The sequence below is a fragment of the Streptomyces sp. 1222.5 genome (assembly GCF_900105245.1).
Lineage (GTDB): Bacteria > Actinomycetota > Actinomycetes > Streptomycetales > Streptomycetaceae > Streptomyces > Streptomyces albidocamelliae.
This window is the reverse complement of sequence record NZ_FNSZ01000001.1, coordinates 2,689,352-2,706,174: the sequence shown is the minus strand read 5'-3', so window position 1 is coordinate 2,706,174 and position 16,823 is coordinate 2,689,352. Positions and strand designations below refer to the sequence as shown.

Below are 16,823 nucleotides of genomic sequence, written 5' to 3'. Positions count from 1 at the left end.
TCCCGACTCGACACCTGGTCGACAGATTCCGTCGCGTAACCAAAAGGCAACAACGGAATCACTTGTTGGAGTGCACTTGCTCTGTCAGGATCGGCACTCAAATCGAGCTGGAGCTACGCCACCCGCCTTCCGGGACGGGGCGAACGGCGGAGGAGAGCGACATGCACAACCCGGGCAGCGTCACCCCGGAACGATTTCCCGCACAGGACCGTTTCGCCGACGGCGCGCAGTTCATCGCCGGCCGGCTGACCAAGGGCACCTCGGGCCGCACCCACACCGTGGTCGACCCGGCCACCGGCGAGGAGGTGTACACCTACGAGCTGGCCGGCCCCGACGACGTCGACGCGGCCGTGGCCGCCGCACGCGCGGCCTTCCCGGGCTGGTCCGGCGCCACCCCGGGTGAGCGCTCCGACGCGCTGCACCGGTTCGCCGCCGTGCTCGCCGACCGCGCCGAGGACTTCGCCCGCGCCGAGTCCCTCCAGTGCGGCAAGCCGCTGAAGCTCACCCGCGAGTTCGACGTGCCGGGGACCGTCGACAACACCGCGTTCTTCGCGGGCGCCGCCCGGCACCTGCAGGGGCAGTCCGCCGGTGAGTACTCCGGCGACCACACGTCGTACGTACGGCGCGAGGCCATCGGTGTCGTCGGGTCGATCGCGCCGTGGAACTACCCGCTGCAGATGGCCGCCTGGAAGATCCTCCCGGCGATCGCCGCGGGCAACACCATCGTGCTGAAGCCGGCCGAGCTGACGCCGCTCACCTCGCTGCTCTTCGCGCAGGCCGCGACGGACGCGGGCATCCCGGACGGGGTCGTCAACATCGTCACGGGGACCGGCAGGGAGGCCGGCGAGCACCTCGTCGGGCACCCCGACGTCGTCATGACCTCCTTCACCGGGTCCACTGCGGTCGGCAAGCGCGTCGCCGAGGTCGCCACCGCCACCGTCAAGCGGCTGCACCTGGAGCTGGGCGGCAAGGCCCCCTTCGTCGTCTTCGACGACGCCGACCTGGAGGCCGCCGTCCACGGAGCCGTGGCCGGTGCGCTCATCAACACCGGGCAGGACTGCACGGCCGCCACGCGCGCGTACGTGCAGCGCCCGCTGTACGAGGCCTTCGTCGAGCGGACGGCCGCGCTGATGGAGACCGTACGGCTCGGGGACCCCTTCGCCCCCGGCACCGACCTCGGACCGCTCATCTCGCACGTCCAGCGGGACCGGGTCGCCGGGTTCGTGGACCGCGCGCGGGCCTGCGCGCGCGTGGTGACCGGCGGCGAAGCGCCCGAGGGCGACCTGGCGGCCGGCGCCTACTACCGGCCCACCCTGATCGCCGACGCCGCGCAGGACAGCGAGATCGTCCAGTCGGAGATCTTCGGTCCTGTACTGGTCGTCCTGCCTTTCGACAGTGATGATGAGGGCATCGGGCTGGCCAACGACACTCCGTACGGCCTCGCCGCCTCCGCGTGGAGCAGCAACGTCTACCGGGCGAACCGGGCCACCCGCGAGATCAAGGCCGGATGCGTCTGGATCAACGACCACATCCCGATCATCAGTGAGATGCCGCACGGCGGCTACAAGGCGTCCGGCTTCGGCAAGGACATGTCGGCGTACTCGTTCGAGGAGTACACGCAGGTCAAGCACGTAATGTTCGACAACACCGCACAGTCCCGCAAGGACTGGCACCGCACGATCTTCGGGGACCGGTAGCAGCCGTCGCGCCCGGCGCGAGCCGGACGGCACGGACAGCGGCTGCCGCCGGGTGTGAAGACCCGGCCCCGACCAGGCCGACCCCTCCCTCCCGAAAGGGCACCACGAGCATGGAGCAGTACGAGCCCGACCGCCTGACCCCGGCCCAAGTGGCCGCCATGCGCCGCAGCCTGCGCAACGGCCGGGCCGCCATGACCCGCCGATCGCTGCTGCGGGTGTCCGCGGGCGGTGCGCTCGCGGCCGGCGGTATCGGGGCGCTGAGCGGCTGCGGCATCCCCGCCGCGGGCAAGACCGCGGGCGGCATGTCCGCCCAGGACCACTCGGCGCAGGAGAAGGTGGTGAACTTCTCCAACTGGACCGAGTACATCGACGTCGACGACAAGGCCAAGGGCCACCCGACGCTCGACACCTTCCGCCGGCGGACCGGCATCACGGTCAAGTACACCGAGGACATCAACGACAACAACGAGTTCTTCGGCAAGATCAAGCCGCAGCTCGCCGCGGGCCAGGACACCGGCCGGGACATCCTCGTCCTCACCGACTGGCTGGCCGCCCGGCTGATACGCCTCGGCTGGGTCCAGAAACTGGACCCGTCCAACCTGCCGCACGCCTACACCAACCTCTCGCCCCAGTTCCGTGACCCGGACTGGGACCCCGGGCGGGCGTACTCGTACCCCTGGCAGGGCATCTCGACCGTGATCGCCTACAACAAGAAGGCGCTCGACGGCGTCGAGGTGCGGTCGGTCTCCGACCTGCTCGACAACCCGAAGCTCAAGGGACGCGTCGGCTTCCTGTCGGAGATGCGCGACTCCGTGGGCATGACCCTGCTCGACATGGGCAAGGACCCGGCGAAGTTCACCGACGACGACTTCGACGCGGCGATCGCCCGTCTGCAGAAGGCCGTCGACAGGGGGCAGATCCGCCGCTTCACGGGCAACGACTACACGTCCGACCTCACCAAGGGCGACCTCGCGGCCTGTGTCGCCTGGGCGGGCGACGTGGTCCAGCTCAAGGCGGACAGCCCGGACGTGGACTTCGTGATCCCGGACAGCGGCTACATGACGTCGACCGACAACATGTGCGTCCCCAACAAGGCGCGGCACAAGACGAACGCCGAGCGGCTGATCGACTTCTACTACGAGCCCGAGCAGGCCGCCGCGCTCGCCGCCTACATCAACTACGTGTCTCCGGTCGAGGGCGTGAAGCCCTACCTTGCGAAGATCGACAAGGACGCGGCGAACAATCCGCTGATCGTTCCGGACAAGGCCATGCAGGCGAAGTCCCATGCCTTCCGCTCCCTGAGCCCGAAGGAAGAGACGGCCTACGAAGAGAAGTTCGCGAAGCTCACAGGGGCGTGACGACGATGAAGACGACACCAGACAACAGCGGCGACGTCCGCCTCTCCGGTATCTCCAAGACGTACGGTGCCTTCACCGCCGTACAGCCGCTGGACCTGACCGTGCCGCAGGGCTCCTTCTTCGCTCTGCTCGGTGCCTCCGGCTGCGGCAAGACCACCACACTGCGCATGATCGCCGGCCTGGAGGAACCTTCCTCCGGGACGGTGCACCTGGGTGACCAGGACGTCACCCACCTGCCGCCGTACAAGCGGCCGGTCAACACGGTCTTCCAGTCCTACGCCCTCTTCCCGCACCTCGACATCTTCGAGAACGTCGCCTTCGGCCTGCGCCGCCGCGGCCTGAAGAGCGTGAAGAAGCAGGTGGAGGACATGCTGGAACTGGTCCAGCTCGGCGAGCAGGCGCGGAAGAAACCCCACCAGCTATCCGGCGGCCAGCAGCAGCGCGTCGCCGTGGCCCGGGCGCTGATCAACCACCCGAAGGTGCTCCTCCTCGACGAGCCCCTCGGCGCCCTCGACCTGAAGCTGCGCCGCCAGATGCAGCTGGAGCTCAAGCGCATCCAGACCGAGGTCGGCATCACCTTCGTCCACGTCACGCACGACCAGGAGGAGGCCATGACCATGGCCGACACGGTCGCCGTGATGAACGCGGGCCGCGTGGAGCAGCTCGGCGCGCCCACCGACCTGTACGAGAACCCGCAGACCACCTTCGTCGCCAACTTCCTCGGCACCTCCAACCTCATCGAGGCGGAGATCGACACGAAGAACGGTGACGACATCGTGCTCAAGGCCGGCGGCGGCAAGCTGGTGCTGCCCGAGGCGCGCTGTTCGGCGCCGACGACGGCCGGCGGCAAGGTGCTGGTCGGCATCCGCCCCGAGAAGATCGCGCTCACCCACGCCGACGACGCGGGGGAGATCCCGGCGGGCCGCAACCGCCTCACCGGCAAGATCGCCGACGCCAGCTTCATCGGCGTCTCCACGCAGTACGTGATCGACACCCCGGTCTGCGACGAGTTCGCGGTGTACGTGCAGAACGTCGAGCGCGACGGCCGTCTCCTGCCCGGCGCCGACGTCGTCCTGCACTGGAGCCCGGCCCACACCTTCGGCCTGGACGCGGCCCAGGACATCGACGCCGGCGTGGAGACCGTCGAGGAAGAGGCCGCGTGACCATGTCGACGCTCCAAGAAGCGCCCCCGCCCCTCGCGGCCGCGGAACCCGCGAAGAAGCCCGCGCGCAAGCGCGGCCGGTTCACCCCGTACTGGCTGCTGCTGCCCGGCCTGCTGTGGCTGATCGTCTTCTTCGCGCTGCCGATGATCTACCAGGCCTCCACCTCCGTGCAGACGGGCTCCCTGGAGGACGGCTACAAGGTCACCTGGCACTTCGCGACCTACTGGGACGCCCTCGCCGAGTACTGGCCGCAGTTCCTGCGCTCGGTGTTCTACGCCGCCGCCGCGACCGTCCTGTGCCTGCTGCTGGGCTACCCGCTCGCGTACCTGATCGCCTTCCGCGCCGGCCGCTGGAAGAACCTGATCATGATCCTGGTGATCGCGCCGTTCTTCACCAGCTTCCTGATCCGCACGCTGGCCTGGAAGACGATCCTCGCGGACAACGGCCCGGTCGTGCACGCCCTGAACTCGCTGCACATCCTGGACCTCACCGCCTGGATCGGCTGGACGGCCGGCGACCGCGTCCTCGCCACACCGCTGGCGGTCGTCTGCGGTCTGACGTACAACTTCCTGCCGTTCATGATCCTGCCGCTCTACACCTCGCTGGAGCGGATCGACGGGCGGCTGCACGAGGCGGCCGGCGACCTGTACGCCAAGCCGTGGACCACCTTCCGCAAGGTGACCTTCCCGCTGTCGATGCCCGGTGTGGTCTCGGGAACCCTGCTGACCTTCATTCCGGCGGCCGGCGACTACGTCAACGCCGAACTCCTCGGCTCCACCGACACCCGCATGATCGGAAACGTGATCCAGACGCAGTTCCTGCGCATCCTGGACTATCCGACGGCGGCCGCGCTCTCCTTCATCCTCATGGCCGCGATCCTGGCCATGGTCACGATCTACATCCGCCGGTCCGGGACGGAGGATCTGGTTTAAATGCCCTTCGTCAACTGGCTCAAGCGCAATCTCGTCGTCATCGCCGGGCTCTGCACACTCGCCTACCTCCTGCTGCCGAACATCGTCGTCACGGTGTTCTCCTTCAACAAGCCGAAGGGGCGCTTCAATTACGAGTGGCAGCAGTTCTCGACTGCCGCCTGGAAGGACCCGTGCGGTGTCGCCGACATGTGCGGCTCGCTCTCCCTCAGCCTCCAGATCGCCTTCTGGGCGACGGTCGGCGCCACGCTCCTCGGCACCATGATCGCCTTCGCGCTGGTCCGCTACCGCTTCCGCGCGCGCTCCGCCGTGAACTCGCTGATCTTCCTGCCGATGGCCATGCCCGAGGTCGTCATGGCGGCCTCACTGCTCACGCTGTTCCTGAACATGGGCGCGCAGCTCGGCTTCTGGACGATCCTGATCGCGCACATCATGTTCTGCCTCAGCTTCGTCGTCGTCGCGGTCAAGGCCCGCGTGATGTCGATGGACCCGCGCCTGGAGGAGGCGGCCCGCGACCTGTACGCCGGCCCCGCGCAGACCTTCCTGCGAGTCACCCTGCCCATCGCGGCACCCGGCATCGCCGCGGGCGCGCTGCTCTCCTTCGCGCTCTCCTTCGACGATTTCATCATCACCAATTTCAACGCCGGTTCGACCGTCACGTTCCCCATGTTCGTGTGGGGTTCGGCGCAGCGCGGAACGCCCGTGCAGATCAATGTCATCGGTACGGCCATGTTCCTCCTCGCCGTACTGTTCGTCCTGACCTCGATGGTCATCAGCAATCGCCGCAACAAGCAAAAGGCATAAGCCCCTGTAGGGAGTTGAAATCATGGCCCCGAGCGCCATGAGCCGTGGTGAAGACAAGTGGATCGCCTCTCTTTCCGAAGCCCAGCCGGTCCCGTACTGGCTGGAAGACCCCGGCAAGCCCCCCGCCGAGCCCGCTCTCACCGGCACCGACACCTGCGACCTGCTGGTCGTCGGCGGCGGCTACAGCGGACTGTGGACCGCGCTCAACGCCAAGGAGCGCGACCCGCAGCGCGATGTGGTGCTGCTGGAAGGCCGTGAGGTGGGCTGGGCCGCCTCCGGCCGCAACGGCGGCTTCTGCGCCGCCTCCCTGACCCACGGCCTGTCCAACGGCCTCAGCCGCTGGCCGGACGAGATCGGCAAGCTGGAGGAGCTGGGCCGCCGCAACCTCGACGAGATCGAGGCGGCGGTCGCCCGGCACGACATCGACTGCGACTTCGAGCGCACCGGTGAGATCGACGTCGCCACCGAGACCTACCAGGCCTGGGAACTTGGCGACTGGCACCGCCAGTTGACGGAGAAGGGGCTCGCCGACGGCGTCGAGTTCCTGGACACCGACGCCGTGCGCGAACAGGTGAACTCGCCGACCTTCGAGGCGGGCCTGTGGGACCGCCGCGGTGTGGCCATGCTGCACCCGGCGAAGCTGGCCTGGGGCCTGAAGCAGGCGTGCATCAGGCTCGGTGTCCGGGTCTACGAGCACACGCCCGCCCTGACCCTGAAGAGCTACGGCGCCGGCATGGCCGTCCGCACTCCGTACGGCGCCGTCCGCGCCCGCCGGGTCGCGCTCGGTACGAACATCTTCCCGAGTCTGCTGCGGCGCGTGCGCTCGTACACCGTGCCGGTCTACGACTACGCGCTGATGACGGAGCCGCTGAGCGCCGACCAACTGGCCGAGATCGGCTGGAAGAACCGGCAGGGGCTGGGCGACAGCGCCAACCAGTTCCACTACTTCCGGCTGTCCGCGGACAACCGCGTCCTGTGGGGCGGCTACGACGCGATCTACCCGTACGGCGGCCGGATGCGCGCCGAGTACGACGACCGGCCGGAGACGTACGCCAAGCTCGCGGGCCACTTCTTCACCTGCTTCCCGCAGCTGGAGGGCGTGCGCTTCACCCACGCCTGGGGCGGCGCGATCGACACCTGCTCCCGTTTCTCGGCGTTCTTCGGCACCGGCCACCAGGGGAAGGTCGCGTACGCGGCCGGCTACACCGGCCTCGGCGTCGGCGCGACCCGCTTCGGTGCCGACGTGATGCTGGACCTGCTGGACGGGGAGCGCACCGAGCGGACCGAGCTGGAGATGGTGCGCAAGAAGCCGCTGCCGTTCCCGCCGGAGCCGTTCGCCTGGACGGGCATCGCCCTCACCAAGTGGTCCCTCGCCCGCGCGGACGCGCACGGCGGCCGCCGCAACCTGTGGCTGCGGACGATGGACCGGCTGGGGCTCGGCTTCGACAGCTGATCCCGTGGGGTGTGCCCCACCTCACTCGAAAGAGGGCGCGGAAGTCGCGTAATGCCCTGCGGAAAGCCTCCCTCTCTCTCCCCGACGCCACCGCGTCGCACGAGAGAGGGAGGCTTATCGATGACTGGGGCGAAGACGGCGGTCGAATGGCTGGCAGCCGTCGCACCGGACCCCGAGGCCTGCCGCTGGGAGTGGGAGCGCAACCCCCTCGGGGTCGCCCTGCTGCCCGCGGGCAAGGCCTGGGACGTACTGATCCTGCCGGGCGAGCTCGGCTACCCGACGCTGGACGTGCTCACCCGCATCCTCGACCGGCCCGGGCCGGTGCTCGTCGACTTCGGCGACAACCGGGTCGGCTTCTTCGTGCCGCCCGGCACCGCGGCCCGCTGGCTCGGCACCGGCATCCGTACCGCCGGGCCCGGCACCTGGATCGTCGTGCCGTACCCGGGCCGGGCGACCCGGGCGGTGCGCTGGCTGGTCGTGCCGGACGGTTCGGGCATGCTCACCGACCCCGCGCTGCTGGAACTGGCGATGCACGAGGCGGCGGCGGGGCCGGCCGGGGGGCGGACGGAGGACGGGTAGCGCCCCGACCCCTTGACAAGAGGATTGGTCTGGACCAAGTTGTGGGCGCTCCACGCCCTCAACTCCCCCTCTTCCGGAGGCCCTTGTGGATCGCCCCCGACGCGCTCACGGCACCAGACGCCCCAGGTCCGTCCTCGCCCTGCTCACGGCCGCGTTGCTGGCCGTGCCCGGCATCACCGCGCTCTCGTCGGCCGCCCGCGCGGCCGACGCGGACGTGAGCCGGAACGGCGGCTTCGAATCCGGTCTGACCGGCTGGACCTGCACGGCCGGCACGACCGTGAACTCACCCGTGCACAGTGGCACTTCGGCGCTGCAGGCCACCCCGGCGGGCAGCGACAACGCCCAGTGCGCCAGACCGTGACCGTGCAGCCCGACTCCCAGTACACCCTGTCCGGCCACGTCCGCGGCTCCTACGTCTACCTCGGCGCCAACGGCACCGGTACCACCGACGTCTCCACCTGGACCCAGTCCGCCCCCGACTGGCAGAAGCTCAGCACCACCTTCCGCACCGGCGCCACGACCACCAAGGTCACCATCTACACCCACGGCTGGTACGGCACGGGCGCCTACTACGCCGACGACATCTCCCTGATCGGCCCCGGCGGCAGCGGTACCGGACAGCCCCCCGCCCCGCCCGCCGGCCTGCGCACCACCGCCGTCACCTCGTCCTCCCTCGGCCTGTCCTGGTCCGCGGTCACCGGCGCCACCGGCTACTCCGTCTACCGCGACGGCACCAAGGTCCAGACGGTGACCGGCACTTCGGCCACCGTGAGCGGACTCGCGGCCGCGACGGCGTACGGCTTCCAGGTCACCGCGAGCAACGACGCGGGGGAGTCCGCCAAGTCCGCGGTCGTGACGGCGACGACCAGCCCGGCCGGCGGTGGCGGTTCCCCGGACCTGCCCGCCCACGCCCTCGTCGGCTACCTCCACGCGAGCTTCGCCAACGGCTCCGGCTACACCCGCCTCGCCGACGTCCCCGACAGCTGGGACGTCATCGACCTGGCCTTCGGCGAACCCACCTCGGTCACCTCCGGCGACATCCGCTTCAACCGCTGCCCGGTCACCGAGTGCCCGAACGTCGAGAGCGACGCCGACTTCAAGGCGGCGATCAAGGCCAAGCAGGCGGCCGGCAAGAAGGTGCTGATCTCGATCGGCGGCCAGAACGGCCAGGTCCAGCTGACCACGGCCGCGGCCCGGGACGCTTTCGTCACGTCCGTGTCGAAGATCATCGACACCTACGGCCTCGACGGTCTCGACATCGACTTCGAGGGCCACTCGCTGTCCCTGAACACGGGCGACACGGACTTCCGCAACCCCACCACCCCGGTGATCGTCAACCTCATCTCGGCGCTGAAGACCCTGAAGGCCCGCTACGGCGCGAAGTTCGTGCTGACCATGGCCCCGGAGACGTTCTTCGTGCAGAACGGCTACCAGTTCTACGGCTCCGGCAAGTGGGGCGGCCAGGACCCGCGCTGCGGGGCGTACCTCCCGGTCATCCACGCCCTGCGCGACGACCTCACCCTGCTCCACGTCCAGGATTACAACTCGGGCCCGATCATGGGCCTGGACAACCAGTACCACTCCATGGGCGGCGCCGACTTCCACATCGCCATGACCGACATGCTGCTCACCGGCTTCCCGGTGGCCGGCGACGCGGGCAGCGTCTTCCCGCCGCTGCGCCCCGACCAGGTCGCCATCGGCATGCCGGCGTCGACGAACGCGGGCAACGGCCACGTCTCCCCGGCGGAGGTCACCAAGACCCTGGACTGCCTGACGAAGAGGACGAACTGCGGCTCGTACGCGACACACGGGACGTGGCCGGCGCTGCGCGGTCTGATGACGTGGTCGGTGAACTGGGACCGCTTCGCGAACTGGGAGTTCCAGAAGAACTTCGACGCCTACTTCGGCTGACCACCAGGACCTGGGTGGTCAGCAGCACGGTGCACAGGCACCAGCTGGCCACCACGTCCAGCGGCCAGTGCCAGCCACGGCGGACCAGGCCGAACGACACCCCGAGGACCAGGAGCGCGCAGCCGGCCACCAGCGTCCGGCGGGCGGCCGGCGAGCGGAGCCAGGGGAGCAGGAGCAGGGTCGCACCGCCGTACGCGATCGCCGCCGTCGCCGTGTGCCCGGACGGGAAGTAGCCGATCCCCGGGGGCACCACCGGTGTCCCCGGCCGGGCGGTCCAGTCCTTGAGCGGTACGACGATCGCCGGGACCAGCGCCATCGGCACCGCCGCCGCCAGCGGCGGCAGCCACCAGCGGGCCGCACCGGCGGCCCGGCCCCGCCAGGCCGCGTACCCGAGGGCGGCCACGAGCACGGGCAGGGCGACCTCGACGTTGCCGAGGTCGGACAGGGCGGCGGAGAACAGGTCCGGATGACGGAGGGCCCCGCTGAGGCGGGTGTCCAGGCGCAGGAGCGGGCCGTGGACCAGCACCTGCCAGGTCATCAGGGCGAAGAGGACGGCCGGGACACCGAGGAGCAGCGAGCGGCGGACTGAGGTCGACACCGGCCCAGCTTCGCAGGTCGGACCCGGCGGAGGGGCGGAAGACGGCCCTCCGTGCACAGGTCCGGGCCTGTGCACGGGTGGAAGGAGGTCGGCCGCCCCGGAACAGGGGGGGATGGTTCCGAGGCGGCCGTCCGGACCGGAACGTCGCGCGCCCCGGGGGGTTTGGGGCGGCGACCGTCCGATCGGTGAGGAGATCCCGGCGTCAGGCGCCGGTTGTGTGCGCGAGGGCACGACCAGGTCGAAGCTGGGGAGGCCCCGCCCTGAAATCGCCCACAGTCCCCTGTGGGCGGGGTGTATCTCTCATCTGGGTAGAACCTACGGCAGGCCGGGGCGCTTGGGCAGCCGGAATCGCGTCCCGACATCCACCTCGCACACCTTCTTCACACGGCCTGCCGCAGGACCCCTTTCAGAGGTGCGGACCAGTCGCTCAGATGCGCGCGAAGGCCTGCTCGATGATGTCCAGACCCTCGTTGAGCAGGTCGTCGCCGATCACCAGCGGGGGCAGGAAGCGCAGCACGTTGCCGTAGGTGCCACAGGTGAGGACCAGCAGACCCTCGGCGTGGCAGGCCTTGGCGAGCGCGGCGGTCGCCTCCGGGTTCGGCTCCTTCGTGGCGCGGTCCTTGACCAGCTCGATGGCGATCATCGCGCCACGGCCGCGGACGTCGCCGATGATGTCGAACTTCTCGGCCATGGCGTCGAGGCGGCCCTTCATGACCTCCTCGATGTGCTTCGCCTTGCCGTTGAGGTCGAGCTCCTTCATGGTCTCGATGGCGCCGAGCGCACCGGCGCAGGCGACCGGGTTGCCGCCGTAGGTGCCGCCCAGGCCACCGGCGTGGGCGGCGTCCATGATCTCGGCGCGGCCGGTCACGGCGGCCAGCGGCAGACCGCCGGCGATGCCCTTGGCGGTGGTGATCAGGTCCGGGACGATGCCCTCGTCCTCGCACGCGAACCACTGGCCGGTGCGGCAGAAGCCGGACTGGATCTCGTCCGCGACGAAGACGATGCCGTTGTCGGCGGCGAACTGGCGGATCGCCGGCAGGAAGCCCTTGGCGGGCTCGATGAAGCCGCCCTCGCCGAGCACCGGCTCGATGATGATCGCGGCGACGTTGTCCGGGCCGACCTGCTTGGTGATCTGGTCGATGGCCTGCTTTGCGGCCTCGGGGCCGGCGTTCTCCGCACCGGTCGGCCAGCGGTAGCCGTAGGCGACCGGGACGCGGTAGACCTCGGGGGCGAACGGACCGAAGCCGTGCTTGTACGGCATGTTCTTGGCGGTCAGAGCCATGGTCAGGTTGGTGCGGCCGTGGTAGCCGTGGTCGAAGACGACGACGGCCTGGCGCTTGGTGTACGCGCGGGCGATCTTGACGGCGTTCTCGACGGCCTCGGCGCCGGAGTTGAACAGCGCGGACTTCTTCTCGTGGTCACCCGGGGTGAGCTCCGCGAGGGCCTCGGCGACCTCCACGTAGCCCTCGTACGGGGTGACCATGAAACAGGTGTGGGTGAAGTCGGCCAGCTGGGCGGCGGCCCGGCGGACGACGGCCTCGGCGGACGCGCCCACGGAGGTCACGGCGATGCCGGAACCGAAGTCGATCAGGCGGTTGCCGTCGACGTCCTCGATGATCCCGCCGCCCGCGCGCGCGGTGAAGACCGGCAGCACGGAGCCCACGCCCTGCGCGACCACGGCGGTGCGGCGGGCCTGCAGTTCCTGCGACTTCGGGCCGGGGATGGCGGTGACGACGCGGCGCTCCTGCGGAAGTGCGGTCATGGGGGCTCCCTGATGATCTTGCGTACCGGGCGTTCCCGGGCGGTTCCGGGCGGTGCGTTTTCGGACGCATACCTATCTTTCTTCGCAGGCTAGGTCCGTGCATGGTGGGTGGGCATGCTCCATGTGGGCGTCTTCGGCGCGGACGGTTGTCCGCGGTGGACATACCGGGGCCGTCGGGGTCGCGGCGGCCAAGTGGGGAACGTACGGCCGCGTAAGCGGTGAACTCCCCTTGCCGGGGCGTTAGATTGGCTCGCTGATGGTGGATGGAACGGCTGGTCAGGGGGCAGGACGGATGGACAGCGACGGGACACGGGACGCACGCGGCACGCATGCGAACCCGGTACCCCGCCCGACGACTCCCCCTGAGGGGGGCGGGGTACCGCCCATGCCCACGCGGGCACCGGAGGTACCCCCCTCTTACGCTCCGCACACCTCGCAAGCCCCCTCGTCGGTCGCCGACTGGCTCGACGCACCCCGCCCGGCTGTCGAGCCCGGCATCTGGCGCTACCGCTACCGCCGGCCGAAGATCTCCCGTCAGGAACGGCGGCTGGCCCCCGTCACCATCGTCGGCTTCTTCATCCCCCTGGTGGCGGGACTCCTCCTCTGGTCCCTCTGGAGGCACGGAAGCATTCCCTACCAGTGGGCCATCCTGAAGCTCTTCACCCCCGACGACTGGTGGTGGGCCGGCACCACCTCCCCCAAGGGCAGTGAGGGCGGGGAGGCCATCAGGGTCGCCGACGGCGTGTTCTTCGGGCTCCTCGTCTACGCCATGGCGCGCCTGGGCAGCTGGCCCGACATCATCCGGCACGTCGTCACCGGCCGCGCGCAGCCCGCCCGCGCCCTGAGCGCGGCGGTCGGTGCGCTCATCGCGCTGGCCTTCGTCTTTCCCAGCGCCTTCGGCCTCGGCTGGGATCCCCTGCCCGTTCAGGACCCGCTCTTCTCCCTGATCGTTCTCGTTACCGGCGACTACGCGGTGTTCGCCTCGGAACTGCTCACCGACGGCCTGTACGCGCTCATCACCCTGCTGGTGCTGTGGCCGTTCGCCCGGATCGGCGGCTGGTGGCCCTACGCGAAGGAGCTGCTCGCCGCGCGCGCGAAGGCGGGCGAGGTGGAGCGGCCGACCGTCGACCTCCGCTCCTCGCAATGGCCCGACCTGCGCGAAGCCGGCCAGCATCAGGCAGCGGACGCGCTCACCGGCGAGGTGCGGGCTGGACGCATGAACGACGTGGACTGCGCGAGGGTCGGCCACATGTGGGCCATGGCCAGGGCCCGGGCACGGCTTTCGGCCTTCACCGACACGGTGCTGCGCGAGGGAGCCGCTGCGTGGACCCACCCGTCGGGGGACCGCGATCTGCCGGGTCGGTCCGACCGGCACGATCTGCTCGCCGGACAGGTGCGGATCGGGCAGTGGACAGCGGGAGACCGCGTCCCGGCCGCCTACGGCGGAGCCGGGGCGGCTCTGGGAACGGACACCCTCGGCACCTCGCTGCTGGCCGTCGGTCCCTCCGGCTCCGGCAAGACACGCCATCTGGTCCGGCCTGTGGTCGAATTCCTCGGCCTGCAGGCGCTGGCCGGAAGGTGCGCCGTCGTCGCCGTCTGTGCCGCCGGGGCCCCGCTCGGTCCCGACTCCGCCTACGACGTGGTCGTCCGCCTCGGGGATCCGGCCTCCGAGTACGACCTGGACCCGTACGCCGACTCCGACGACCCGGACGAGGCGGCCGCCTTCCTCGCGGAAGGACTGGTCGGAGACCTGGACACGGTGAGCTCACAGCGTGCGGCCACGGCCCTCGCCCAGCTTCTCGGGCCGTACCAGACCGCGTACGGGCGTTTCCCGACCCTGCCCGTCCTGCGGGAGCTGCTGGAGGGTGAGCCCTCGGCGCTGGAATCCCTGCGTGCCGCGCTCGCCGCGGAGGAGCACACCACGATGCGCCGTGAACTGGATGCCCGAGCCCGGCAGTATGCCGGTGCGGGCGACCCCGCGCCGGTGCTGGCCGACCGCCTCGCCGTCCTGGACCGGCCGGTGTTCGCCGACTTCTTCGGCGCGGACAGGACGGGAAGCCGGCCGTTCTCCCTGCGTGCCGTCGCGCACCATCCGCTGCGCGTCCGAATCGACCTGCCCGAACGCGGCCACGAGGAGGCGTCACGGCTCATCAGCCGGCTGCTGCTCGCCCAGTTCGGCGCTGTGGCGACGACAGGGAACCGGGCTCACTTCGCCTTCCTCGTCCTGGACGACGCCACGGGTGCGGTGACGACCGAGTCCGTCAGGCGCATGCAGCGTCTGCGCTCCCGCAACGCGGGGGTGGTCCTCGCCCTGCGCACGGTCGGTGACGTCCCCGAGGCACTGCACGGGCCGTTGTACGCGGCCGTCGGGTGCCGGATGGCGTTCTCCGGCGTCACCACATGGGACGGCAGCCGGTTCGCGGACGCCTGGGGCACCCAGTGGGTGGAGACGAAAGACGTGGCCCAGCACACCGTCTTCGCGGACCAGCCCATGACCCGCGCGATCCATGCGCTGCGCAAGCTGGTGACCGGCAGGGCGGTGACGACGGAGGCCGTCACCGTGCGGCAGGTGGAGCGGGAGCGGTGGTCGGCGTCCGAGTTGGCGCACGCGGTGCCGCCCGGGCACGCCGTGTTGTCGCTGACCAGCGTGCAGGGCGAGCACGCGCCGCCGCTGCTGGTGGACCTGCGGGCGTGAGGGCCAGCGGCCGATCGTACGGTGAGGCAGAATCGGCGTAGGCCGTTCATACGCGGCGGCCAAAAGATCACCTCGATCACCATGTCCGGCTCACCGTGAAGGCCCCATGCCCCCGACCCTCGCCTCGCTCGTCCACCACTCCGCGCTCAAGCTGACCGTGCGCGCGGGCGAGGACCGCCTCGACGTGCCCGTCCGCTGGGCGCACGTCAGCGAGCTGGCCGACCCCGTCCCCTACATGGAGGGCGGCGAGCTGCTGTTGATCACCGCGCTCAAGCTGGACGCGGAGGATCCGGAGGCCATGCGCCGCTACGTGCGGCGACTGGTCGGCGCGGGCGTCGTCGGACTCGGCTTCGCCGTCGGCGTCAACTACGAGGACATCCCGAAGGCCCTGGTCGACGCCTGCGCCCAGGAGGGCCTGCCCCTGCTGGAGGTCCCCCGCCGCACCCCCTTCCTCGCCATCAGCAAGGCCGTGTCCGCGGCGATCGCCGCCGACCAGTACCGCGCGGTCACGGCAGGCTTCGCCGCCCAGCGCGAACTGACCAAGCAGGCCCTCAACGCCGGCCCGGAAGGCCTCCTCACCGCCCTCGCCGTACAGGTGGACGGCTGGGCCGCCCTCTACGACGCCTCGGGCGCAGTCGTCGCCGCCGCACCGGAGTGGGCCGGCAGGCGCGCCGCCCGGCTGACCGCGGAGGTCGAACGGCTCCGGGAGCGGTCCGCGCCCGCCTCCTCCGTCGTCGGCGGACCCGAGCACGAGGACCGGGTCGAGCTGCACTCGCTGGGCACCGGCCGCCGCCCGCGTGCCGCGCTCGCCGTCGGCACGGCCGCCGCGCTCGGCACCGCCGAGCGCTACGCCGTCCACTCCGCCATCGCCCTGCTCACCCTCGTCACCGAGCGGTCGCGCTCCCTGCAGGCGGCCGAGCAGCGGATCGGCACGGCGGTGCTGCGCATGCTGCTCGCCGGCGAGCCCGACCACGCCCGGGCCGTCGCCGGGGACCTGTACGGCGAATTGCTCGACGCGCCCTTCCGGATGATCGTCGCCGAGTCGCTGCCGGGGCCGGCCGCGCGGACGCCCGTCACCGCGGCCAGGTCCGGCGCGGCCGTGCCCGCCGCCGCCGACGCGGGCGGTGATCCGCTGGGCGGCCTCACGGAGACCGTGGAGTCCGCCGCCGCGCGCTCCGGCGAGGCCGTGCTGGTCGTGCCCGAGGGGGAGCGGCTGGTGGTGCTCGCCGCGGACGGGGGCCCGGCGGTGGCCGCGTGCGTGGAGTACGCGATGGCGCTCGAAGCGGCACGGGCGGTGCCCGAGCAGGCGGTCGCGGAGGAGCACGAGCTGGTCGTCGGGCTCTCCGCGCCCACCGGGCCGATCGCCGCGGCGGCGGCCTACAAACAGGCCGAGCAGGCGTTGTCGGTGGCGCGGCGGCGGGGCCGGGGGTTCGTGGAGCACGAGCAGCTGGCCGCGGGTTCCGTGCTGCCGCTACTGGCAGACGACGCGGTGAAGGCGTTCGCCGACGGGTTGCTGCGGGCGCTGCACGAGCACGACGCGACGGGACGGGGAGACCTGGTCGCCTCGCTGCGGGCGTGGCTGTCGCGGCACGGCCAGTGGGACGCGGCCGCCGCGGATCTCGGCGTCCACCGGCACACGCTGCGCTACCGGATGCGCCGTGTCGAGGAGATCCTCGGCCGCTCCCTGGACGACCCCGACGTCCGGATGGAGCTGTGGCTCGCCCTGAAGGCGACGACGACGGAGTAGCCCGGGCAGCGGGCAGCCCGCCCGTCCGACACCTCGGCTGTCAGGCACCTCGCCCCCTGGGACACCCCGGCCCCTGGCCCTGTTCGCCCCCATCGGCGCGGCACCCCGCCCGCTCGGCACGCCGGTC

12 protein-coding genes and 1 pseudogene are annotated in these 16,823 nt (G+C 70.8%); 11 read left to right on the top strand and 2 right to left on the bottom strand.

All coding sequences use genetic code 11. From position 1 onward, the window contains the following. Positions 1–161 precede the first annotated feature (161 nt). The 9 genes and pseudogenes from BLW57_RS11975 to BLW57_RS11940 all read left to right on the top strand — a co-directional run. Complete coding sequence (locus tag BLW57_RS11975) at positions 162–1,697, top strand: gamma-aminobutyraldehyde dehydrogenase (protein WP_093474291.1); 1,536 nt, start codon at positions 162–164, stop codon at positions 1,695–1,697. Between the two features lie 110 nt (positions 1,698–1,807). Then, positions 1,808–3,055, top strand: a complete 1,248-nt coding sequence (locus BLW57_RS11970) for a polyamine ABC transporter substrate-binding protein (RefSeq protein ID WP_093474290.1) — start codon at positions 1,808–1,810, stop codon at positions 3,053–3,055. After that, complete coding sequence (locus tag BLW57_RS11965) at positions 3,052–4,218, top strand: ABC transporter ATP-binding protein (RefSeq protein ID WP_093474289.1); 1,167 nt, start codon at positions 3,052–3,054, stop codon at positions 4,216–4,218. The genes BLW57_RS11970 and BLW57_RS11965 overlap by 4 nt, the downstream gene beginning before the upstream one ends. A gap of 2 nt (positions 4,219–4,220) precedes the next feature. Further along, positions 4,221–5,150, top strand: coding sequence for an ABC transporter permease (locus BLW57_RS11960; protein ID WP_093474288.1), 930 nt, complete (start codon positions 4,221–4,223; stop codon positions 5,148–5,150). Next, positions 5,151–5,951, top strand: a complete 801-nt coding sequence (locus tag BLW57_RS11955; protein WP_093474286.1) for an ABC transporter permease — start codon at positions 5,151–5,153, stop codon at positions 5,949–5,951. It abuts the gene before it with no gap. 22 nt (positions 5,952–5,973) lie between these two features. Then, complete coding sequence (locus tag BLW57_RS11950) at positions 5,974–7,404, top strand: NAD(P)/FAD-dependent oxidoreductase (protein ID WP_093474285.1); 1,431 nt, start codon at positions 5,974–5,976, stop codon at positions 7,402–7,404. Positions 7,405–7,524: 120 nt separating this feature from the next. Then, positions 7,525–7,983, top strand: coding sequence for a hypothetical protein (locus BLW57_RS11945; RefSeq protein ID WP_093474283.1), 459 nt, complete (start codon positions 7,525–7,527; stop codon positions 7,981–7,983). 85 nt (positions 7,984–8,068) lie between these two features. Beyond that, positions 8,069–8,344, top strand: a complete 276-nt coding sequence (locus BLW57_RS42265; protein WP_256339468.1) for a hypothetical protein — start codon at positions 8,069–8,071, stop codon at positions 8,342–8,344. Next, positions 8,329–9,333: pseudogene (locus BLW57_RS11940) on the top strand (fibronectin type III domain-containing protein); the annotation flags it as partial. The gene BLW57_RS42265 and the pseudogene BLW57_RS11940, both read left to right, overlap by 16 nt. A 400-nt stretch (positions 9,334–9,733) precedes the next feature. On the opposite strand, the gene BLW57_RS11935 reads toward BLW57_RS11940, so the two are convergent. After that, on the bottom strand, positions 9,734–10,432 hold the full coding sequence (locus BLW57_RS11935) for a phosphatase PAP2 family protein (RefSeq protein ID WP_256339813.1): 699 nt from the start codon (positions 10,430–10,432) through the stop codon (positions 9,734–9,736). Positions 10,433–10,919: 487 nt separating this feature from the next. Then, complete coding sequence (gabT, locus tag BLW57_RS11930) at positions 10,920–12,254, bottom strand: 4-aminobutyrate--2-oxoglutarate transaminase (protein ID WP_093474282.1); 1,335 nt, start codon at positions 12,252–12,254, stop codon at positions 10,920–10,922. Between the two features lie 292 nt (positions 12,255–12,546). On the opposite strand from gabT, the gene BLW57_RS11925 reads away from it, so the two are divergent. Both BLW57_RS11925 and BLW57_RS11920 read left to right on the top strand, forming a co-directional pair. After that, complete coding sequence (locus BLW57_RS11925) at positions 12,547–14,949, top strand: ATP/GTP-binding protein (protein ID WP_093474280.1); 2,403 nt, start codon at positions 12,547–12,549, stop codon at positions 14,947–14,949. 106 nt (positions 14,950–15,055) lie between these two features. Continuing rightward, the gene (locus tag BLW57_RS11920) at positions 15,056–16,696 is read left to right on the top strand and encodes a PucR family transcriptional regulator (protein WP_093474279.1); all 1,641 of its coding nucleotides are present in this window, start codon (positions 15,056–15,058) and stop codon (positions 16,694–16,696) included. Positions 16,697–16,823 lie beyond the last annotated feature (127 nt).